Source organism: Sphingobium sp. TomTYG74 (assembly GCF_055393875.1).
Genome location: NZ_AP027342.1, coordinates 786624 through 807911 on the forward strand (window position 1 = coordinate 786624; position 21288 = coordinate 807911).

General features: G+C 63.0%; 19 protein-coding genes and 1 pseudogene. 12 read left to right on the forward strand and 8 right to left on the reverse strand.

Annotated elements, in window-relative coordinates; all coding sequences use genetic code 11:
- The first annotated feature begins 279 nt into the window (after window positions 1-279).
- From ACZ5TB_RS16540 to ACZ5TB_RS16575, 8 genes are all read left to right on the forward strand, one after another.
- Complete coding sequence (locus ACZ5TB_RS16540) at window positions 280-2961, forward strand: bifunctional acetate--CoA ligase family protein/GNAT family N-acetyltransferase (protein WP_464792769.1); 2682 nt, start codon at window positions 280-282, stop codon at window positions 2959-2961.
- 165 nt (window positions 2962-3126) lie between these two features.
- Complete coding sequence (locus ACZ5TB_RS16545; RefSeq protein WP_464780814.1) at window positions 3127-4107, forward strand: zinc-dependent alcohol dehydrogenase family protein; 981 nt, start codon at window positions 3127-3129, stop codon at window positions 4105-4107.
- Between the two features lie 85 nt (window positions 4108-4192).
- On the forward strand, window positions 4193-4507 hold the full coding sequence (locus ACZ5TB_RS16550; protein ID WP_464792770.1) for a hypothetical protein: 315 nt from the start codon (window positions 4193-4195) through the stop codon (window positions 4505-4507).
- Window positions 4508-4546: 39 nt separating this feature from the next.
- Entirely contained in the window at window positions 4547-5041 is a 495-nt protein-coding gene (locus tag ACZ5TB_RS16555; protein ID WP_464792771.1) for an Hsp20/alpha crystallin family protein, read from the forward strand.
- 61 nt (window positions 5042-5102) lie between these two features.
- Entirely contained in the window at window positions 5103-6101 is a 999-nt protein-coding gene (locus ACZ5TB_RS16560) for an efflux RND transporter periplasmic adaptor subunit (protein WP_464792772.1), read from the forward strand.
- Window positions 6098-7348 (forward strand): ABC transporter permease, encoded by a 1251-nt coding sequence (locus ACZ5TB_RS16565; protein WP_464792773.1) that lies wholly within the window; start codon window positions 6098-6100, stop codon window positions 7346-7348. Before ACZ5TB_RS16560 ends, ACZ5TB_RS16565 begins: the two co-directional genes overlap by 4 nt.
- The gene (locus ACZ5TB_RS16570) at window positions 7345-8037 is read left to right on the forward strand and encodes an ABC transporter ATP-binding protein (protein WP_464792774.1); all 693 of its coding nucleotides are present in this window, start codon (window positions 7345-7347) and stop codon (window positions 8035-8037) included. Before ACZ5TB_RS16565 ends, ACZ5TB_RS16570 begins: the two co-directional genes overlap by 4 nt.
- A 215-nt stretch (window positions 8038-8252) precedes the next feature.
- On the forward strand, window positions 8253-8636 hold the full coding sequence (locus tag ACZ5TB_RS16575; protein ID WP_464792775.1) for a group II truncated hemoglobin: 384 nt from the start codon (window positions 8253-8255) through the stop codon (window positions 8634-8636).
- Window positions 8637-8678: 42 nt separating this feature from the next.
- Here the strand turns inward: ACZ5TB_RS16575 and ACZ5TB_RS16580 are convergent, their stop codons facing one another.
- Complete coding sequence (locus ACZ5TB_RS16580) at window positions 8679-9395, reverse strand: hypothetical protein (RefSeq protein WP_464792776.1); 717 nt, start codon at window positions 9393-9395, stop codon at window positions 8679-8681.
- A gap of 240 nt (window positions 9396-9635) precedes the next feature.
- Between ACZ5TB_RS16580 and ACZ5TB_RS16585 the strand changes: the two genes are divergently transcribed.
- The 4 genes from ACZ5TB_RS16585 to ACZ5TB_RS16600 all read left to right on the forward strand — a co-directional run bounded on the left by ACZ5TB_RS16585 (window position 9636) and on the right by ACZ5TB_RS16600 (window position 14974).
- The gene (locus tag ACZ5TB_RS16585; protein ID WP_464792777.1) at window positions 9636-10553 is read left to right on the forward strand and encodes a VOC family protein; all 918 of its coding nucleotides are present in this window, start codon (window positions 9636-9638) and stop codon (window positions 10551-10553) included.
- A 17-nt stretch (window positions 10554-10570) separates the two neighbouring features.
- Window positions 10571-11764: a flavin-dependent monooxygenase gene (locus ACZ5TB_RS16590; protein ID WP_464780617.1), complete on the forward strand. Its 1194-nt coding sequence runs from the start codon at window positions 10571-10573 to the stop codon at window positions 11762-11764.
- A gap of 17 nt (window positions 11765-11781) precedes the next feature.
- Window positions 11782-12861: a Rieske 2Fe-2S domain-containing protein gene (locus ACZ5TB_RS16595; protein WP_464792778.1), complete on the forward strand. Its 1080-nt coding sequence runs from the start codon at window positions 11782-11784 to the stop codon at window positions 12859-12861.
- Between the two features lie 169 nt (window positions 12862-13030).
- The gene (locus ACZ5TB_RS16600) at window positions 13031-14974 is read left to right on the forward strand and encodes a flavin-containing monooxygenase (RefSeq protein WP_464792779.1); all 1944 of its coding nucleotides are present in this window, start codon (window positions 13031-13033) and stop codon (window positions 14972-14974) included.
- 197 nt (window positions 14975-15171) lie between these two features.
- On the opposite strand, the gene ccoS is transcribed toward ACZ5TB_RS16600, so the two are convergent.
- The 7 genes and pseudogenes from ccoS to ccoO all read right to left on the reverse strand — a co-directional run bounded on the left by ccoS (window position 15172) and on the right by ccoO (window position 21282).
- Complete coding sequence (ccoS, locus tag ACZ5TB_RS16605) at window positions 15172-15312, reverse strand: cbb3-type cytochrome oxidase assembly protein CcoS (RefSeq protein ID WP_464780621.1); 141 nt, start codon at window positions 15310-15312, stop codon at window positions 15172-15174.
- Window positions 15309-17440, reverse strand: a pseudogene (locus ACZ5TB_RS16610) (heavy metal translocating P-type ATPase). The gene ccoS and the pseudogene ACZ5TB_RS16610 overlap by 4 nt, the downstream one beginning before the upstream one ends.
- Entirely contained in the window at window positions 17440-17898 is a 459-nt protein-coding gene (locus ACZ5TB_RS16615; RefSeq protein ID WP_464792780.1) for a FixH family protein, read from the reverse strand. The pseudogene ACZ5TB_RS16610 and the gene ACZ5TB_RS16615 overlap by 1 nt, the downstream one beginning before the upstream one ends.
- A 3-nt stretch (window positions 17899-17901) precedes the next feature.
- Window positions 17902-19332 (reverse strand): cytochrome c oxidase accessory protein CcoG, encoded by a 1431-nt coding sequence (gene ccoG / locus ACZ5TB_RS16620; RefSeq protein ID WP_464792781.1) that lies wholly within the window; start codon window positions 19330-19332, stop codon window positions 17902-17904.
- Between the two features lie 120 nt (window positions 19333-19452).
- Window positions 19453-20376, reverse strand: coding sequence for a cytochrome-c oxidase, cbb3-type subunit III (gene ccoP / locus ACZ5TB_RS16625; RefSeq protein ID WP_464792782.1), 924 nt, complete (start codon window positions 20374-20376; stop codon window positions 19453-19455).
- Window positions 20369-20539, reverse strand: coding sequence for a cbb3-type cytochrome c oxidase subunit 3 (locus tag ACZ5TB_RS16630; protein ID WP_464792783.1), 171 nt, complete (start codon window positions 20537-20539; stop codon window positions 20369-20371). The genes ccoP and ACZ5TB_RS16630 overlap by 8 nt, the downstream gene beginning before the upstream one ends.
- Window positions 20536-21282 carry a cytochrome-c oxidase, cbb3-type subunit II gene (gene ccoO / locus ACZ5TB_RS16635; RefSeq protein WP_464792784.1) on the reverse strand — a complete coding sequence of 249 codons (747 nt, stop codon included), beginning with the start codon at window positions 21280-21282 and terminating at the stop codon, window positions 20536-20538. Before ccoO ends, ACZ5TB_RS16630 begins: the two co-directional genes overlap by 4 nt.
- Window positions 21283-21288: the final 6 nt, after the last annotated feature.

A 21288-nucleotide genomic window follows, 5' to 3' on the forward strand; every position in this document is an offset into this window, starting at 1 on the left:
ATGATTATTTTTCAGTTCTAAGTTTCTGCTCCAATAGGATTCGTACTGACGGCTGCGGTTCTCATCGACTCACTACCGTTCACAGCAGATGAGCATTGCTCGTCTTAGGCAAGTTTCCAAAAAGGAGGCCCGGTCGCGCGTCGCTCCACCGATGATGCTCCTCAAATCCCGTTCGGCGATTGGCCTGCGGCATTTACGAATGTCGGCCAGAGCAGCGCATCCCCTAGGATCACTCAGGCAAGCGCCAGCGGCGAATTTGAGTGAAAGGCTGTACGAGCCATGACGATCCGCAACCTGTCGCCCCTTCTTCATGCCAAAAGCATAGTTCTGGTCGGAGCATCGGAGCGCAAGGGAGCCGTCGGCACCCTGGTGCTCGACAATCTGCTTGCCGACGGATTTGAGGGCAAAGTCTATGTCGTCAATCCGCATCCGGTCGCCCGACAAGGCGCGACATGGTTCGCGACCATCGACAACCTCCCCGAGGCGCCTAAACTAGCGATCGTCATGACACCGGCATCGACGGTAGCTCCGATCATCGATCAGCTGGGGAGGCTCGGCACGCGCTGCGCCGTGATCCTTTCAGCCGGGCTGACCGATGCCGGCGGCCTTCGCGGCGAGGTGCTGGACGCAGCGAAGCGGCATGACCTACGGATCGTCGGCCCCAATTGCCTCGGCATCATGTCTCCCCATGCCAAGATCAACGCCACCTTCGCACGCACCCCGGCAAAGCCCGGCCATCTGGGCCTCATATCCCAAAGCGGCGCGCTGATTACCGCCGTGCTCGATTGGGCGCAGACCCGCAGCGTCGGGTTTTCCGCCATCATCTCGGCCGGAGACATGGCCGACGCTGACCTCGGCGACCTTATCGATCTTCTTGCAACCGACTCGCACACCCATGCCATTCTTCTCTACGTCGAGGGCGTAACCCAGGCAGCCGAATTCATGGTGGCGGCACGGGCGGCGGCGCTCACCAAGCCCATCATCGCGATCAAGGCCGGAAAGAGCGAGCTCGCAGCCCGGGCGACGCTGTCTCACACCGGCGCCATGATCGGCGCCTATGATGTCTATGAGGCGGCCTTTGCCAGGGCGGGCATCCTGTTGGTCGACAGCCTCACGGAGCTTTTCGATGCCGCCGAAATCCTCTGCACCTGCAAGCCTATCGCTGACAACAGGCTGGCGATCCTCACCAATGGCGGGGGCGCCGGTATATTGGCGGTCGACGCCCTTGCACGAACCGGTGCTCAGCTCGCCGAGCTGACCCCGGAAACGCAGGCAATATTGGAGGAGGACATGACCGCCGATTGGTCGCGCAGCAATCCCGTTGATGTGCTGGGCGATGCCGACGCGACCAGATACAGCGTCGCGTTGCGAGCCATCTTGCGGGACGAGGCAAGCGACGCAGTGCTGGTGATGAACTGCCCCACGGCACGCAGCGAAGCAGGCGAGACGGCGCTGGCGATATGCCGGGAAGTCGCCGCGGCGGTACAAGAGCGCATATGCAAGCCCGTCCTTGCCTGCTGGCTCGGCGACGCAAACGCCAATGCAGTACGGTCCATCTTCACGGCGGCAGGCATCCCCGTATTTTCCACGCCAGATGACGCCGTGCGCGCCTTTGGCTATCTGGCGCAGGCGCGCCGCATTCGCAGAAGCCTGACCGATGCACCCGCGCAAACGCGCGAGGTCAAGGCCGACCGCACCGCCGCCCGCGCCATTATCGCCAGCGCACAGGCGGACAACTGCACGCTGCTGTCCGAGCTAAAGGTGAAGAAGCTGCTGGAAGCCTATGGTGTCCCCATCGCGCCAACCCGCTTTGCCGCGTCCGTGCAAGCAGTGGAGGAAGCCTGCAGCTGGCTCAGCGCGCCCTATGCCGTCAAGATCGTCTCTCGCGATCTGCCGCACAAATCGGATGTGGGCGGAGTGGCGCTCAACCTGCCCGATGCTCATGCGGCAGTTGCCGCCGCACAAGACATGGAACGACGAATCCAACGCGATTTCCCGGACGCGCGCATCCAGGGCTTTGCCGTGGAAGACATGATTCAGGCCGAGGGCGGCACCGAGATGATTGTCGGCATCGCGACCGATCCGACATTCGGCCCGATCATCATGACGGGCGCGGGCGGCACCGCCACGGAGATTCTGCACGACAAGGCTATCGACCTTCTTCCCCTCGACCATGCGGGCGCACGTGCCCTGATCGCGCGAACGCGCATCTCGGCCATGCTTGCCGGATACCGCAACGTGCCGCCCGCCGATGTGGACAGCCTCGCCGATGTGCTGGACGCCGTGTCGGCGATGGCGGTCGATCTGCCCGACCTGATTGAACTCGACATCAATCCCCTGTTGGTAAGCGCGGCGGGAGTCATTGCGCTGGATGCCCGGGCGCGTATCACCGCCGAGCCAGCGCCACAATCGCGCCTGGTGCTGCGCGCGCCGCCGGAAGGCTGGGCTTCCGACCTTGTGACGGAGCATGGCGTCCGTTTTCACGTACGGCCGGTACGGCCGGACGACGAGGCGGCTGTCGCAAGCTTCTTCGATCATGTTTCAGCCGAAGACCTGCGCTTCCGCTTCATGTCCGGGGTTCCCAAGGTGCGGCATGAGCAGATCACCATGATGACGCGGGTGGACTATGTCCGGACGATCAGCTTCCTGGCCTTCGGTGAAGAGGGTGGAGAGGTCATGGCGATCGCCATGCTGGCGACGGACCCCGACCGCAGCCGGGCGGAAATCGCGCTCACCACGCGGACGGACAGTAAAGGCGAGGGGATAAGCTGGACATTGTTCGAACATGTGCTGAGCTATGCAAAGTCGGAAGGCATCGGCATGGTTGAATCGGTCGAGTGCGCCGATCATGACGCGGCGCTGCGGATGGAGCGTGAGCTGGGTTTCGTCACGATCGTCGATCCGGACGATCCAACCATTCGTATCGCCAGAAAAGGCATGGCAGCGGCCAATCCGACCTGAAGACCGCAGCATCGCTATCGAAATTAACTGCTCCGTGCAGATCGCTATTTCGCAACGCCACGGATCATCATGGCCCACATCCGTAGATTCACGAACGTCGCCTGCCCGAGCGATCGATTAGACTGACAGCCCCTTTCGGACGGAAGGAACCCGCGCATGAGCGGAATGGTCGCAATGCAAATCAAATCCCCCCGGGAACCCCTGGTTCGGATCGAGCGTCCTGTGCCCCATCCGGGTCCCGGCGAATTGCTGATCGAAGTGGCTGCCTGCGGGGTTTGCCGAACCGATCTGCATGTGCTCGATGGCGAAATCCCCGCACGTTATCCGATCATACCTGGCCACGAAATCGTGGGTCGCGTCGCAGCGATCGGGGTCGGCGTGGAGGGTTTTGCAGTAGGCCAGCGGGTGGGTGTTCCATGGCTGGGACATACATGCGGTCAATGTCCCTACTGCCAGGCAGGAAAGGAAAATCTCTGCGACGCACCGCTCTTCACCGGCGCCACGCGAGACGGCGGCTATGCCACCCATGTGATTGCCGACGCCCATTATTGCTTCGATCTGCCCGATCGTTTTTCCGACGTGGAAGCAGCGCCGCTCCTTTGCGCCGGCCTGATCGGCTGGAGAGCATTGCGGCTGGCCGGCCCTGCGCCGGTCATCGGTCTGTATGGATTTGGCGCTGCGGCGCATATCCTCGCACAGGTCGCCCGGCATCAGGGACGCACCGTCTATGCCTTCACCAAGGATGGCGATGAGGACGGACAGGCGTTCGCGCGTTCGCTGGGTTGCGAGTGGGCGGGCGGCTCTTCCGACGATCCGCCAGCGCCACTTGATGCAGCGCTGATCTTCGCACCCGCAGGAGAGTTGGTGCCGCGTGCCCTGCAAGCGGTCAGGAAAGGTGGCCGCGTCATCTGTGCCGGTATCCACATGAGCGACATTCCTTCATTCCCCTATGCCGACTTGTGGGAGGAAAGGCAGATACTCTCGGTCGCCAATCTGACGCGAGAAGACGGCACCTCCTTTTTCGAACTGGCAGGTGACATCCCCCTTCACACCGTCACGGAAACCTTCCGGCTCGAAGATGCAAATGACGCGCTGCAACGGTTGCGAACAGGCAAGATCAAAGGCGCCGCAGTGCTCGTGCCCTGATCCATGAGTTCGTGACTCTACTTATGGCGCCACTTCGCGTGCAGGACGACACTCCCACCCGGAGTCTTGTTACGGAGGACTGTTCATGCGCCGCTTTTTCATCGCCGGTGCCGGATTCTTGAACCTGATGTTCATTGCCGGTGTATCGGCACAGACTGCACAGCCGCACGCCGGGCACCACCCGGCCGAAGCAGCGGAAAGCGCCCCGTCTGCGGTAGCGGAGCCCCAGCATGATTGCCCTATGATGAAGGATGAAGGCGGCCACAGGATGCACTCCGATGGCATGCACCCGCCATCGGGGGCCATGGGATCAGCTCAGCAGATGCCCGACGGCATGCAACATTGCAGCGAGATGCACAGCCCGGTGGCTTCCGAAAAGCCGCAACAGCCCAAACAATGACAGGGCGAACCGCCACGCACAAAAAGCAGGAGAAGGACAATGACCGACTTTCGTTCGCTGATTCCCTTTGGACGCACCGGCATGTTTCGTAGTGGATTTGATCCGCTTGCCGATCTGCGCAAGGAAATGGATCGCCTGACCGATGACTTCGGCCGCAGCTGGCTCACCAGCGACACTGGCGACCGCAAGGGATTTCTCCTGCCCAAGGTGGACGTTGCCGAGACCGACGGCGGACTTGAATTGACCGCCGAACTGCCTGGTTTTGACGAGAAGGATGTGTCGCTGGACGTCCATGACGGGATACTCACCATCAAGGCCGAGCATAAGGAGGATCGCGAAGAGAAGGACGAAAAGAAGCATTATCATCTGATCGAGCGCAGCCGGGGAAGCTTTTTGCGGCGGGTCGCCCTGCCCTTCGAAGCGGATGCCGATAAAGCCAGCGCGCATCTGGAAAAAGGGCTTCTGAAGGTCATCGTTCCGCGTCTCGCGACCGAGGCAAGCAAGCCACACCAGATCCCGATCGGACCGAAGTAGAACCCGACTGGCGAACCGATACGGGCACGCAATGATTTCAGCATGATGCTATAGAGGGGGCATGAAACGCATTGCGCTCTGGCTGTTGCCGCTGGCGCTGCTGGCGGCGGCGGCAGTTTATTGGCTGCTCGCCGGGCGAGCGCACGACGTCAGGCTCATGCCCGTTCGTGTCGGTGATGCGGTCGAACTGGTCTATGCCACCGGCTTTGTCGAGGCGGAACATCCTGTCACCATATCCGCGCGCCTCACCGCCCCTGTACGTCAGGTGCTGGTGGAGGAAGCGCAGCGCGTGGGGCGCGGCCAGCCGCTCGTCCTGCTGGATGACGAGGAACAGCGCCATGCGGTGCAACAGGCGACGGCGCAGCGTCGCGTTGCCTTGCAGGAGGAGCGGCGCACGCTCGCGCTGTTCGCCAAAGGATGGGTCACACGGGCCGCCCGTGATTCCGCCGTTGCCGCAGCCGACAGTGCAAAGGCGGCGGAGGAAGGCGCGCGTGCCCGCCTCAATCAGATGGTGGTGCGGTCAGGCATCAATGGCATCGTCCTGCGCCGCGATGTGGAACCGGGGGATCTCGCAACCCCCGGCCGCGCGCTCATGACGCTGGGCGATCCCGCCCGCGTCCGAATTACCACGACCGTCGATGAACGCGACGTGCCGAGGATTCACGCAGGCCAGGCGGCGCTGATGTCGAGCGATGCCTGGCCCGGTCGGGTGCTGCATGGCCATGTCCGCGAAGTGACGCCCGGCGGTGATCCCGAACAGCGCGCCTTCCGCGTTTATATCGTTACCGACCAGCCTCTGGCGCTGCCACTCGGGCTGACGCTGGAAGTCAACATTGTCACCCGGCGCGCGGATCGCGCGCTGCTGGTGCCGACGAGCGCAATAGAGGACGGCAAGGTCTGGGTCATCCGCGACGGACGCGCTCATGCGCGGGCGGTGCGGACGGGCATCGCAGGGTCCGGCGATGTCCAGATCCTTTCAGGTCTATCGCAAGGCGAAATGATCGTGAAAGCGCCCGAGGGCAAACTGTCGGACAATATGCGAGTGCGGGTAACGCGATGAGCGGACAATTACGGCTGTTGGCAAGCATCGCCGCCCGGCATCTGGTAGGTCGGCGCCGACAGACTCTGGTTGCCGTGAGCGGCGTTGCGGTAGGCGTTGGCTTCTTCCTGGCCGTCTCCGCTATGATGATTGGAAGCCAGAATGATTTCATCAAGACGCTGATCGATGCGGCGCCGCACATCATCATTTCCGACGAGCTGCGAAGCCCGCCGCCGCAACCGGGCGTCAGATTATACAAGGGTGCGGCGATAGACCTACGCCACTATAAGGTCCGCAACGAAGTGCGCGGCCTAAAAGGCTGGCCGGAGATATTGCGGGCCGTCAATGCGCTGCCCGGCGCGGTCGGCTCACCCAGCCTGACGGGGGCTATCACCTTGCGCAGCGGCGGGCGGGAGGAAGCGTTGACGATCGTTGGCGTCGATCCGGCGGTCGAGGAGAAGGTCAGCGCTATTGAAGACAAACTGCGCACCGGACGCCTCCGCGATCTGGAAAGCACGCAAGGCGGCATCATCATCGGCGAGGAAATGGCGCGGCGGCTCGGCCTTGCCATGGGCGATGTCGTGGGTGCGACCTCGGCATCGGGCAACAACCGTTCGCTCCGCATCGTCGGCCTGTTCAAGCGCGGCCAGACCCAGCTGTCCTCTTCGCTCGGCTATGTGCTTCTGCGGGAATCGCAATCACTGCTGGGCCGACCCTTCATCATCAACCGCATCGGCGTGCATCTGGACGATCCCTATGGCGCGCAGCCCATCAGCCGACGCCTGGAAGAGCGCTTTGCCTACAAGGCCGAAAGCTGGGAGGAGCGATCCGCCGACTTTCTCTCGCTACTCGTGACCCGCAATGTCATCATGTACAGTGTCGTCTCGGCGATCCTGCTGGTCGCCAGCTTCGGCATCTACACCGTCGTGTCGAACAGCGTGTCGGACAAGAGACGCGATATCGCGATCATGCGCTCCATCGGCTTTTCCGAAGGCGACCTCCAACTGATTTTCGTGTTCGAAGGGTTGGCGCTGGCGCTGATCGGCATCCTTGCGGGATGGCTGCTTGGCTACGGATTGATGGCGATCCTGGGCTCCCTCAAATTTCCCATCGCGGGGGAGGACCAGCGCCTGCCCCTCGATCGCTCCGCCCGCCAATATGCCATCGCCGCTGCCGCATCGCTGTTTTCGGGGGTGATAGCGGCCTGGCTCCCGGCGCGAAAGGCGGCACGCCTCGATCCCGTCGATATATTGCGGGGCGCGGTATGAACCCGATCATGCAGGCGCAGGGGCTGACCCGCGAACTGGCCGGGACACCCCCGGTCACGCTGGTTGCCGATGTTTCGCTGGCGATTGACCCGGGCAGCTTCGTCGCCATCGTCGGGCCGTCGGGCTGCGGCAAATCCTCCTTGCTCTATCTGCTGGGGTTGCTGGACCGCCCGACCGAAGGGTCCGTACTGTTTGAAGGGCGCGACATGAACCCACTGGACGGCGACGAGCGCGCGCAGATCCGACTGGCGCATTTCGGCTTCGTGTTCCAGTTCCACTTCCTGCTGCCCGAATTCACGGCGCTGGAAAATGTCATGCTGCCAATGCGCAGGCTGGCACGCCTGACGCAGCCACGGGCGCGGGAAACGGCACAGAGCCTGCTGGCCGACGTTGGTCTGGCCAATAAGATGGACAAGACGCCCAACCGCCTTTCGGGCGGCGAAAGACAGCGCGTGGCGATCGCCCGAGCGATCGCGAACGACCCCGCGCTGGTGTTATGTGACGAGCCAACCGGCAATCTCGACAGCCAGAACAGCGCCCACGTGGTCGAAATGTTTCGCGCACTCGCCCATGATCAGGGCCGCGCGGTCGTGTGCGTGACCCACGATCCCGACGTCGCTGCCGCAGCCGATGTGCAGATATCGATGCTGGACGGCCGTATCAGCGGAACCGACATCCGATCGCGATGAACGAGAACTCAAACCCTCCGTCCCGCTGAAATCGCTGATTTTGACGCACGTCAATTCGTCGCCGGAACTGAAGAATTAATGTCTTTGGAAAGGAGACATTAAATGGATCAATTGTTTGGCCTTTACTTCCCGCATTTCGTCGCTGGCCTGATGATCGTGTTCATGCTCGTTCTTGGTGGCCTCAGCCTCCAGGATGCCATGCGCGGCGGCCGGAATTGAGCGAAGAGCAGCCGCCCTTCCACGCCGTGGGCGGACGCGAAGGGGTCAGCAGGATCGTGGATCGATTCTATGACCTCATCGACTCCGTCCCCGCCTATCGCGACCTGCGGGCGATGCATGCCGATGACCTGACGCCTATGCGGCGGTCGTTGAGCGGCTTTCTGTGCGGCTGGCTGGGTGGCGACAGCGACTGGTTCGCGGCCAACCCCGGTAAATGCATGATGTCGCTCCACGCCCGCTTTCCCATCACCGATGCCGTTGCCGTTCAATGGACGTCGGCGATGCGGAAGGCGATGGAGGATTGCGGCGTGGAAGAGCATCTGGCGGCGCGCATTGGCGGCGTCTTCGACGCGATGGCATCGGCCATGGTTCGCGCCTGATTCTGACTGCCCCCGCGCAGGTCGCCGGGGGCAGTTTTTGCATCACCGGCTGGCATCCGAAACCGCAAGTATGTGGTCCGCACGGCCGGGGAAGATATAATCGAACTCCAGAACCAAGCCGCCGCCCAAAGGACCATCGACGATCAGGTCTGTCTCGCAAAAGGCCTGCACGCCATTGCGCCCGTAGGTGTAGCGCGTGACGCCCCGATAGACTGGTGATGCATCAAGCCGGGCGTCGATCTCCGCGTCGCCCGGCAAAGCGCGATTGACCAGAAACTTCAATCGCCCGGCAAAGCGCGCGTCATTGGCCTCCAGCGCCTGGAGCGCCAGATAGCGATCTTCCAGCTGCTCAAGCGATGCATGAAGGAACCCAACATGAAAATCATATTCGGGATCGGCTGCTTGTGCTGCCCGATAGGCTGAAACAGCGGGATGCTCGCTGTCGGTGCCCAACCCCAGCGCTTCGCGCGCCGCAGTCAGTAGCGCCGCTGTCGCCGCCGGTAGCGGGCTGAGATAGACGATGTTGTCCCCGCCATTGGGGGCAAGGACATTGGTGGTGAAGCGATAAAATATGCCACCTTGCGGCAGTTCCATTTGCTGGGTCTTCATGAGCCCGGCGGTTTCCAGCAGCAACGCAGCCGCCGGACCATCTTCGGGCCGGGGATAGTGCAGGTTAATGTGGCTGATTGTCTGCGCCGCCTTTGCGCGCATGGTCGATTGGACGTTCATGCTGTTCCTCTCTGCCGCAGCCTCGAACACGCCCGGCCCCCTGATAGGAAGACGAAGTCGCCTCACGCGCTTTGAGGCAGGTCAAATTTCAAACATGCGCGTAGAATTTTGATCGAGTTGTAACGAATATTGTCGCTGATTTAGCGCATTGACCTCTGATGATCGGAGAAACATTGCTTCAAGAAAGCGAAAATTCCTGAAATTTGATGATGGTCAATTCCCTCTCGCTCGACCTGGTCCATCATGGCCTCCTCACCCACGGAGGACGACATGGAAGTCGCGGCTCTCGCCTACAGCATCATTACCTCCCGCGATCCCCAGCAGTGGGTGTGCTTCGCTGAGGAAATTGCGGGATTTTCCGTTGACGCGCTTCCCGGCGGCCTGGCGCTGCGCATTGACGAGCGCGCTGGGCGGCTCTTCATTGTCGAGGGCGACCGCGACAGCTATTGCGCCAGCGGCTGGGAAGTGCGCAACGAAGATCAATATGCCGCCGCCCTCGCCTCTCTGGACGCGCGGGGTATCGCGTACACGCACGCCACGCAGGCTGAGCGGGCGCTGCGCCATGTTACCGCGATGGTGTGGTTCCGCGATCCCTCGGGCAACCGCCATGAACTTTGCTATGGCTATGTAAGCAGCTTCGCTCCCTTCTGCTCGCCGCAAGGGGTGCGCTTCGTCACGGACGGCCTTGGCTACGGCCATGCTGTTCTGCCCGCACCGAATATCACAGAGACGCGCGGCTTCCTCGCCGAAGTGCTGGGTTTGCGCCTGTCCGACTTCATGGTCCACCGTCCGGCAGGAGCAGGCGGCCCCGAAATGCGGATCGACTTCCTGCATTGCGCCAACGGCCGTCATCACAGCCTGGCACTGTTCGAGGGTGAGGTGCCATCGGGCTGTGTCCATCTGATGGTCGAGGTCGCCACCATCGACGAGGTCGGCCACGCCTATGACCGGGTGCTCGCATCCGGGGCAAGGCTCATGGCGACGATGGGCCGCCACACAAATGATCACATGATCAGCTTCTATGTCGAAACGCCCGGCGGCTTCGCGCTGGAATATGGCTGCGGCGGGCGGGTCATGGATTGGGATCACCACACCGTTTTCGAAAGCACATCGGCCAGCCTGTGGGGCCATGATTTCAGTGTCGGCTTCGGCGCCGACGAACAGGCAAAACTGGCCGACGCGGCCTGATCATAAGGAGAGGGAATATGACGCTTGCCAATGCGACCACAGCGCCCGCCATGGCCGATCTCGTCGATCGGGCGGCAGCGCTGGTGCCGGTTCTGCGCGAACGGGCCGATGCCTGCGAAGCGGGCAACAAGGTGCCGGACCAAACCATCCGCGACTTTCAGGAAGCGGGCTTTTTCAAGATCCTCCAGCCCCGTCGGCATGGCGGCTATGAGATGGACATCGATACCTTTTACGCGGTGCAGATGAAGCTGGCGGAAGGCTGCATGTCCTCCGCCTGGGTGCTGGGCGTCGTCGCCGTGCATAACTGGCAGCTCGCCCTGTTCGACGCGCAGGCGCAGGAGGATGTGTGGGGCAAAGATAACGCCACCCTCATCTCCTCCTCCTACATGCCGCGCGCGCAGGTGACGCCGGTCGAGGGCGGATACCGCATCAGCGGGCGCTGGGGATTTTCCAGCGGCGTCGATCATTGCGACTGGGCATTTCTGGGTGGCCTCGTCAACGATCCCGAGACGGGCGAGCCCGACTTCTGGACCTTCCTGGTCCCTCGGGGCGATTTCAAGGTGCTGCCGATCTGGGACACGATCGGGCTGGGCGGCACAGGCAGCCATGATGTGACGGTGGAGGACGCCTATGTCCCGGCTTACCGCACGCATCGGTCCAAGGATGGCTTTGCCTCCACCAACCCCGGCGCAAAGGTCAATCCCGCGCCGCTTTACAAGCTGCCGTTCGGGCAGGTGTTCGTGCGGGCCGTGTCTTCCTCGTCCATCGGGGCGCTTCAGGGCGCGCTGGATAGCTTCATCGAAAAGGGCGCCAAGCGCAGGAGCGCCAATAGCGGGGCGAGCGCGTCGGCCGACCCCGATGTGCAGATGGTGATCGCCGAAACCCGCGTCGCGATCGACGAGATGAAGACCATCCTGTTCCGCAACTTCGAGCATCTGACCGAAAAGGCGCGCGCAGGGGAGCAGGCGGACCTTGAAACCCGTCTCCACTACCGTTTCCAGTCGGCGCAGATTTCTGGCCGCTGCTGCGCGCTGATCGCCCGCATCTTCGCGGCGAGCGGCGCGGAAGCCATCTATCGCGGCAATCCGATCGCGCGCGCCTTCTGCGACATCCACGCCGGGCGAGCCCATGTCGCCAACAATCCGGGCGTGGTCGGCCGCAACTTCGGCGGCGTCATGCTCGGCGCGCCCAACGGCGACAGCTTCATTTAAGAGGAAGGGCGCGGATCATGACAAAGACAGCCGAATATGGCCTGGGTGAACTGACCTTTCCCCGTGGCTGGTTCATGGTGGCGACCGCCGATGAGGTGACGCAGCAACCGCAACCCGTCCGCTTCTTCGGGCAGGACATGGCTCTTTATCGCGGCAAGAGCGGACGCGTCGTTTTGCTCAACGCTTATTGCCCGCACATGCGCGTCAACATCGCGCGCAACAGCACATCCTATGTCGTGCGCGACGGCAATCAGGTGGAAGGGGATTCGATCCGCTGCCCCGCCCATGGCTGGCGCTTCACGCCCGAGGGGCAGTGCGACGACATTCCCTATTCGACGCACAAGATCCCCAAGGCCGCCTGCATCAAGTCGCACAAGGTCGTGGAAAAGGCAGGCTGCATCTGGATATGGCATGATATGGAGGGGGGCGAACCCGACCATGACCTGCCCGACTTCGCCGAATGGAACCGCACCGGCGAGGGATGGGTCCGCTGGCAGGTGGACCCTCTCGGTACCTTGCCGATCCACCCGCAGGAAATCCTCGACAACATGACCGACTATGCCCATTTCGCGCCGGTCCATGGATCGTCGGGCAATGTATTTTTCGAAAATGAATTTGAAGGGCACATCATGCGCCAGCGCTTTGCGTCGGGCCACCGGACGCTGGTGGATGGCAGCGGGCTGCTGGAAACCGACACCTGGTACACCGGGCCGGGCATCCTGCTGTCCCGCATGGAGGGCAAGCATCCCTCGCTCATGATGATCTGCAACACGCCGGTCGAGGATGGCGAGGTCCGGGTCTGGTTCGCCGTGATGGCGCAAACCGCTGCGAACGGCGAAGCGACGGCAGAGGAACGCGCCACCGCCCGCGCCTATCATGAGGCAGGGCTTGCCGCCTTCTCACAGGATTTCGAGCTGTGGAAATATAAGGAAGCGGCCATCAACATCCTTCAGGTGCCGGACGACGGGCCGTTCCACAAGGGGCGGCTATGGCATCGCCAATTCTACAATCCGCGCGCCCGCGCGAGCGAATTCCAGAAGCGGGTCAACGGCGTCCATACCACCGTGGACCTGCGCGGGAGCAAGGCTGCGGCCTGAATATCCATAGTTGAGTGATTGCCGACGGAGCTTCCCTTAAGGCCGCTCCGCCGCTGCCATATGCACTGCCCGATTTGACGCACGTCAATTTGTTCGCGCCAAGTAAGTATATACTCACTTCTTGAGCGAACCGGCATTTCTGCCGCCGCGCACCAAGAGAGGAGCGAAGATGAACGCGCATAGCCAGCCACATCAGGCGACCACATGCCCCCTGCCCATCGCCGACCGGGATGGACTTCGCAGGGCGTTGCAGGACGCCAACCTGCCTAGCCTGCTGATGGTTTACACGACCTATGCGCAGGACCGCGAGTATCTGGACAGTTTCGCGCCCTACCTGACCGGCATATACACGGCGGAAGCGCCGTCGAACGTGCCGGACGAAATGGCGCAGGATCTGCGGGATCGCCTCTTCGCGCTGCTGACCAACCCGAAGCCGCCGGTGGAACGCCCGATCGATCCTGAACTGCTGCGCCGGATGATGGGCGTCAGCGTGGGTGAAGATGTCGATCCCGCCATCATGCCGGTGCTTTACGACCAGATGGGCTTTGAACGCCCGGTGCCGCGCAAGGACATGCCCGGCCGCATCCATCCGCCCGCCGGTTTCCGCGTGCTGGTGATCGGCGGCGGCATGACCGGCATCGCCGCAGGGATCAAGCTGGGCGAGGCGGGCTATGACTATACGATCATCGAGAAGAACCCTGACCTTGGCGGCACATGGCTGGAAAATCGCTATCCCGGCGTCGGCGTCGATACGCCCAGCCACTTCTACTCCTATTCGTTCGAACTGAACCCGGACTGGAGCAGCTACCATCCGAAGGGGCCGGAAATTCACAGCTATCTGACCGGCGTCGCCGACAAATATGGCATCCGCGATCATGTCCAGTTCGGAACGAAGGTGCTCGCCGCCCGCTGGAGCGATGCGGACAGCAACTGGCACGTCACCTTGCAGGATGTGAAGACTGGCGCCGAACGAGTGGAAGTGGTCAATGCGGTCCTGCTCGCCCACGGCGTTCTGAACCGCTGGTCCTTCCCCAATATCCCCGGTCTGGACAGCTTCAAGGGCACCAAGATGCACACCGCCGGGTGGGACCCGGATATGGACCTCACCGGGAAGCGCGTGGCGGTGATCGGCACGGGCGCCAGCGCCGCCCAACTCGCCCCCGCGATCGCTGACAAGGTTTCCAGCCTCGTCATCTTCCAGCGGTCAAAACATTGGGTGCTCAATAACCCCGAAATCACCGCCCCGGTGAACGACGATATCCGCTTCGCGCTGCGCAACATTCCCCATTACAAGGAATGGTTCCGCTTTCGCGTATACTGGTTCACCGGCGATGGCCTCTATGGCAATGTGAAGAGAGACCCGAACTGGCCCAACCAGGACGTCTCAATCTCTGCCCAGAATGACGGCGCGCGCAGCTATGCGCTGCAATATATCCATCGCAAGCTGGCGGGCCGTCCCGACCTTATCGAAAAGGTCGTTCCCGACTATCCGATCTTTGGCAAGCGCATTGTTCTGGACGCCGATGGCGGCTGGCTCGACACTTTGCTGAAGCCCAATGTCACGCTGGAAACCGACCCCATCGACCATGTCGAGGAAAATGCGATCGTCACCAGGAGCGGCAAGCGTTACGAAGTCGATGTGATCGCGCTCGCCACCGGCTTTGAACTGGCTCCCGCGCTTGGCCCGCTCAAAGTCTATGGCCGGGGCGGCTGCGATCTGGCGGCGGCATGGGGCAAGGACGAGGCGCGCGCCTATCTGGGCGTAATGGCTCCCGCCTATCCCAATTTCTTCATGACGCTCGGGCCGAACAGCGCACCCAATCATGCGGCGGGCGTCAACATGGTTCTGGAAGCGCAGATTCACTATATCGTTGAAGCGCTCGACAGGATCGTGGCCGCTGGCGGCAAGGCGATCGAGCCGACCGAGCAGGCCTATCTCGACTGGAACGAGAAGGTCGACGAGCAGATGAAGCAGATGGTCTGGACCCACCCCAAGGCCAAAAGCTATTATTTGAACAGCAAAGGCCGCAACTATGTGTCCTGCCCGTTCAAGCTCGCCGAATACTGGAACTGGACGCGCAATCCTGATGCGGACGCGATGGTCATTTCCTGATCTTCGCTAGAGACAGAAAAAAAGGGGCTCGATCCATTCGGATCGGGCTCCTTTTCATATGGGCACTGCCTTACCCCGTTGGCCCTGAGCCTGTCGAAGGGCTTTTCTTTGTTGAGGAAGGAAAAGGCTTCGACAAGCTCAGCCCGAACGGGGGTTAGATCATTTGACTTGCGACGTGCCCTGATGGCGTTGCGCCCTCAATCCTCGTCGATCAATATCCGCGCCGCCGCGCCTTCGCTGTCATCGAACTGCCCATCCCGCAGCGCCCAGAAAAAGGCGGCAAGGCCCAGCAACCCAAGGAACAATGCGATCGGGATCAACAGTCCAAGGCCGGTCATTTCGCGGCTCCCTTCAGGCGCAGGGCGTTGGCGATGACGATCAGCGAGGATGTGGACATGGCAACCGCCGCAACCAACGGCGTGACCTTGCCCGCAACGGCCAGCGGCACCGCCAGCACATTATAGCCGATCGCCAGCGCGAAATTCTGCTTCACCACGGCGATCGTCCGGCGCGCCGCGCGAACGGTCACCGCCACGGGCTCCAGCCTGTCGCCCAGGAACACCGCATCCGCCGTCAACTGGCTCGCGTCGCTGGCGGAGGCCGGGGCCATGCTGGCATGACCCGCCGCCAGAGCCGGGCCGTCATTCAGCCCGTCGCCCACCATCAACACCTTCTCGCCGCGCGCCTGTAACCGCCCGACGAGCGCCAGCTTATCCGCCGGGCGCAGATAGCCGATCGCCGTCGTTCCGGTCGCACGCGCGATCTCTTCCAGAGCTTCGGGACGATCCCCGCTGGCGATCAACGTCTTGAGGCCCATCGAGCGCATCTCGCTCAGCGTTTCGGCCGCATCCGGGCGCAGGGCGTCGGAAAAGTGCAGCAGCACCGAACGCTCGCCGAACCGATATTCGCTCGCAAGGCCGAACAGGCTGACGACGCTTCGTGGCCGGGCCAGCGACACCGCCACGCCGCCATGATCAGCGAATATGCCCTCACCCGGAATTTCGCGGATTTGGTCGAGGGACGCGGGGGCGACTTGCCGAGCCTCCAGCGCCTGCCGCAGCGCATCGCTCAACGGATGGCGAGAGACCCTTGCCAGCGCCAGCAGGATCGACTGATCCTCATGCCCCAGGCGGTCAAGCGCCTGCGGCACCGGACGGCCCAGCGTCAACGTGCCGGTCTTGTCGAACAGCGCCTCGCTCACTTCCGCCAGCCGCTCCAGCGCCGATCCGTCCTTCACCAGCACGCCCCGCCGCATCAGCGCACCGCAGGCGACGATCTGCGCCGCCGGAACCGCAAGGCCAAGCGCGCAGGGGCAGGTGATGAGCAGCACGGCCACCGCGATCAGCAGCGCTTGATGCACGCCCGCGCCCGCGATCATCCACCCCGCGAAGGACAGCGCGGCGAGCAGATGGACACAGGGCGCATAGTAGCGTGCGGCCCGGTCGGCGATCCGGACATAGCGCGACTTGCCCTGCCCCGCTTCCTCCATCAGCCGGGCGATGTCGGCGATCACAGTGTCGGCCCCGGCCGCCGTAACCTCGACCGTGATCGGCCCTTCGATATTCATCGCCCCGGCCTGGACGGCATCGCCAGCTCTCACACGTACCGGCGCGCTTTCCCCGGTCAGGAAAGCGAGGTCGATGCCGCTTTCTCCTTCAACGACCCGGCCGTCGGCGGCCAGCCTTTCGCCCGCCGCGACGATCATGCGCATGCCGGGACGCAGCGCACTGGCCGCTGTCCACTGGCTGCGGCCACCCTCATCCAGCACCAGCGCGCCCGGCGCCGTCTGCTTGAGCAACGCCGCCACGCCAGCCCGTGCGCGCCCCCGCATCATGCTGTCGAGGCAACGCCCCGCCAGCAGGAAGAACAGCAGCATCACCGCCCCATCGAACCAGGCATGTTCGCCGCCGCTGACGGTTTCGAACAGGCTCATCGCCGTCGTCAGCAGCACGCCGATGCTGATCGGCACGTCCATGTTGGTGCGCCGTTGCCTGAGCGCAGCCCAGGCGGAACGGAAGAATGGCTGGCCCGCATAAGCAATCGTCGGCAAGGCGATCAGCGCCGACAGCCAGTGAAACATCGTCCGCGTCGCGCCTTCCGCGCCCGACCAGATCGACACCGACAGCAGCATGATGTTCATCGCCGCGAAGCCCGCCACAGCAAGCGCGCGCACCAGCGCCCTGCTCTCTGCCGCCGCGACGTCCTGACCCGGATCGGCAAGCGGCTCGGCATCGAACCCCAGCGCAACGATCGCCGCCTTCAACTCCGGCGGGGTCAATGCGGGATCATGACTGATCGCAACCCGCTTCGCGCTCATATTGACGCGCGCGGCATGGATGCCGGGCGTCAGCGGCAGGCCGTTTTCGATCTCGACAGGCATCCCGCGCAATGGATGCCGGGCACCGCGAACAGGCTTTCCTTTGCCTCAACCGAAGCTTCCTCATTGAGAACAGGCTGGCTGGCCATCAGTCGATCTCCCGCAGCAAATGTTCTTCTCCGCCCCCATGGCGAATGTCGAAGCGCAGCTGCCACCGGCCACCGGGCAAGGCGCGATCGCTCACATAAAGTCCCGGCGTGGCCTCATGCAGGCGCAGCATGATGTCCGGCGCGCGCCCAAGCGGATGTTGCGCCACGGCACGCATCTGCGCGCCCCGCACATTCAGTTCCATCCGCACATGGCGCGCGGCGTCCAGCGTCACCCTGTCGCGCCAGCCCAGCTTTTCCTGCGCGCGCGCCTGCGCCAGCCAGCCGTTGAACTTCTGGCTGGCGACATAGCTGTTCTCGACCACCGCCCCGCCAAAGGAGCGCACGGCGATCGTCGCCATCAGCATGTTGACCGCGATCACCACGGCGAAAAACGCCACGAGGATCGCCGTCATATGCCAACCTGTGAATGCGCGGGCGCGGTTGCGGACGTCGGTCATCTGTCAGGGCCTTTCAAATCGGGCTGGTTCGCTGTCGCCGCCGCCTTCACGGTCCATGGCGCGCACGGTGAAGCTGAAATCCTCCCGCACCGGACCTGCCGGGGGGACAGTCAGGAACAGGCGCAGCTTGGCCACGCTGTCGGCGGGAACGGTGACGCGGACGGCGCTGCCCGCCGCCTCCCGCGATCCTGTCTCGGTCCACATCTTCACGTCGCGCAGGCCAGTCACGCTTACTTCCACGGGGCGCGGCCGCGTCTCCATGTTGCGCACCTTCACCGTATAGGCATTGCGGATCGCGCCGTCGGACAAGCGCACGAAGATCGGGTTACGGTCCTGCTGCGCGCTGATGTCCAGCCGCGTACGTGCGCCCAGAGCAAACAGCATCGCCGCGCCGATGCTCGCCCAGACCGTGAAATAGGCAATCGTGCGCGGACGCAGCAGCGTCTTGAGCACCGGCTTGGCCGCCGCACCCTTCTTCTCCGCCTCGGCATCATCCTCGGTACAATAATCGATCAGCCCGCGCGGACGGCCGACCTGCTCCATCACCTTGTCGCAGGCGTCGATGCACAGCGCGCAAGTGATGCAGCCGATTTGCGGGCCTTCCCGAATGTCGATGCCGGTGGGGCAGACCGCGACGCACTGGTTGCAATCGATACAGTCGCCATAGTCGCCGGGATGCGCCTGCGCCTTCTTCAGGCTGCCGCGCTGCTCGCCACGCCAGTCCTTATAGGTGACGACGAGCGATTTCTCATCCAGCATCGCCGTCTGGATGCGCGGCCAAGGGCACATGTATATGCACACCTGCTCACGCATGAAGCCGCCCAGAATGAAGGTGGTGGCGGTCAGCACCGCAACCGTCCCATAGGCGACCGGCGCAGCCGTGCCGCTCCAAAATTGCTGCTGCAAAGTGGGCGCGTCGGCGAAATAGAAAATCCATGCGCCTCCGGTGATGAATGCAATCGCCAGCCACACCGTCCATTTCACCAGCCGCCGGGCCAGCTTGGAGATGCTCAACGGCGCTTTCGCCAGCTTCAGTTGCGCATTGCGATCGCCATCGATGAAGCGTTCGACATGCTGGTAAAGGTCAGTCCACACCGTCTGCGGGCAGGCATAGCCGCACCAGGCCCGCCCCACCGCCGATGTGACAAGGAACAGGCCGATCCCCGCCATGATGAGCAACCCCGCCACATAGTAGAATTCATGTGGCCAGATCTCGATCGCGAACATGTAGAAGCGCCGGTGCGCCAGATCGACCAGCACCGCCTGATCCGGCGCATAAGGCCCCCGATCCCACCGCAGCCAGGGCGTGCCCCAATAGATGGAAAGCGTCACCGCCATGACCGCCCATTTGAGGCGTCGGTAAAAGCCATCCACCGCCTTGGGATAGACGCCCTTGCGCTTCTCATAGAGCGAGAGGGAATCCGACATCAGCATGTCCGCCTCCCTTCCTCCGTCATCCCGGACTTGATCCGGGATCCCGCTTCTTCCCCACACCCGTTGCAAAGGGCAGCGGGACCCCGGATCAAGTCTGGGGTGACGAAAAGGGCGCGGCTATTATTGCGCGGCATCGCCCGGCACCTTAGCCGCAGCAACCTTCACCGGCGCAGCCTCGCCCCCTCCCAGGCTGTGGACATAGGCGGCCAGCATGCGGATCGTTGCCTTGTCCAGCTTGTCGTCCCAGCGCGGCATCACGCCATGGCGGCTGTTCCAGACAGTCTCATGGATAGTGTCCGCGTCGCCGCCATAGAGCCAGATCGCGTCGGTCAGGTTCGGCGCACCAAGCTCCCGGTTCCCCTTGCCCGTCGGCCCGTGGCAGACGGCGCAATTGTCGGCAAAGACCTTGCCCCCGCGCTGCGATGCCGGGCTGGCACGGTCCTGCCCACTGATCACCCGCACATGCGCCACCACATCATCGACCTGCGCCGCCGTCAGTAGCTGATCCTTGCCGAAAGCGGGCATCAGCGACTGACGGGTTGCGTCATGATCGGGATTGCGCACGCCGTCAGTGAGGGTCTTTTCAATCGCGACGAGATCGCCACCCCACAGCCAGTCGTCGTCATTCAGGTTGGGATAGCCCTTCGATCCCGCCGCGCCCGATCCGTGGCACTGCACGCAATGCACGCGAAATGCCGCGCGCCCGCCCTCGACCGCCGCCTGCATCAGCTGCGGCCGCGTCGGCAGCACTTCGATGGAGGTGTCGGCGATCGCCTGCCGTATCGGCGCGATCTGCGCTTCCCGCGCCGCCAGTTCCTTGTCGAGCGCGCCCCGGCTGGACCAGCCAAGCACGCCGCCGGTCGCTCGATCTATCATCGGCAACGCCGGATAGGCGATCACATAGCCGATCGCGAACAGGATCGTCGCATAGAAGCTCCACAACCACCATCGCGGCAGCGGCGTGTCCAGTTCCTGGATACCGTCCCACTCATGATGTTTGATCTCTGTGCCGGTGGCGGCGTCGATCCGCTTTTCATCAGCCATGATCGGCCTCCGCAGGGTCTTTCTGAAATATAGCGAGCGCGGCCTCTTCGCTGCGTTCACGCCCCTTTGGCAGGAAATGCCAGCCGATCAGGACGGCATAGGTCACGCCCATGAACACCAGCCCCCAGCTGTCGGCGAAATGCCGCAAGGCGTCGTAGCTCATCGCTCCACCTCCTGCGGCTTGGCGCTTTCCACATCGACCAGCGTGCCCAGCATCTGGAGGTAGGCAACCAGCGCATCCATCTCCGTCACCTTGCCGGGATCACCGTCGAAATCGCGCGCCTGCGCCTTGGGATAGCGCTTGATCAGGTCCTTGGCGTCCGCATCCGGATCGGCCTGCGCCTTCAGGTCGTCATTAGCCTTGGCGATGGCATCCTTGCTGTAGGGGACGCCGACATTGGACAGCGCGGTCAGGTCCTTGCCCATATCCCCCGCCTTCAGTTCACGCTCGGCGAGGAACGCATAGCCCGGCATGATGGACTCCGGCACCACGGCCCGCGGGTCCTTCAGATGCTGGACATGCCATTCATCCGAATATCTGCCCCCCACCCGCGCCAGGTCGGGGCCGGTGCGCTTCGATCCCCATTGGAACGGATGGTCGTACATGCTCTCCGCCGCGAGGCTGTAATGGCCATAGCGTTCCGTCTCGTCCCGGAACGGCCGGATCATCTGGCTGTGGCAATTGTAGCAGCCCTCGCGGATGTAGATGTTCCGCCCCGCCAGCTCCAGCGGCGTGTAGGGCCGCATACCCTCCACCTTCTCAATCGTGTTATCGATCCAGAACAACGGCGCGATCTCCACGATGCCGCCGATGGCGACTACAATCAGCGACGCAATGCCCAGCAGGGAGACATTGCGCTCCAGCTTGCCATGGTCCCAGAACTTACCCGTGGTTTTGCTAGTCATGTCTTG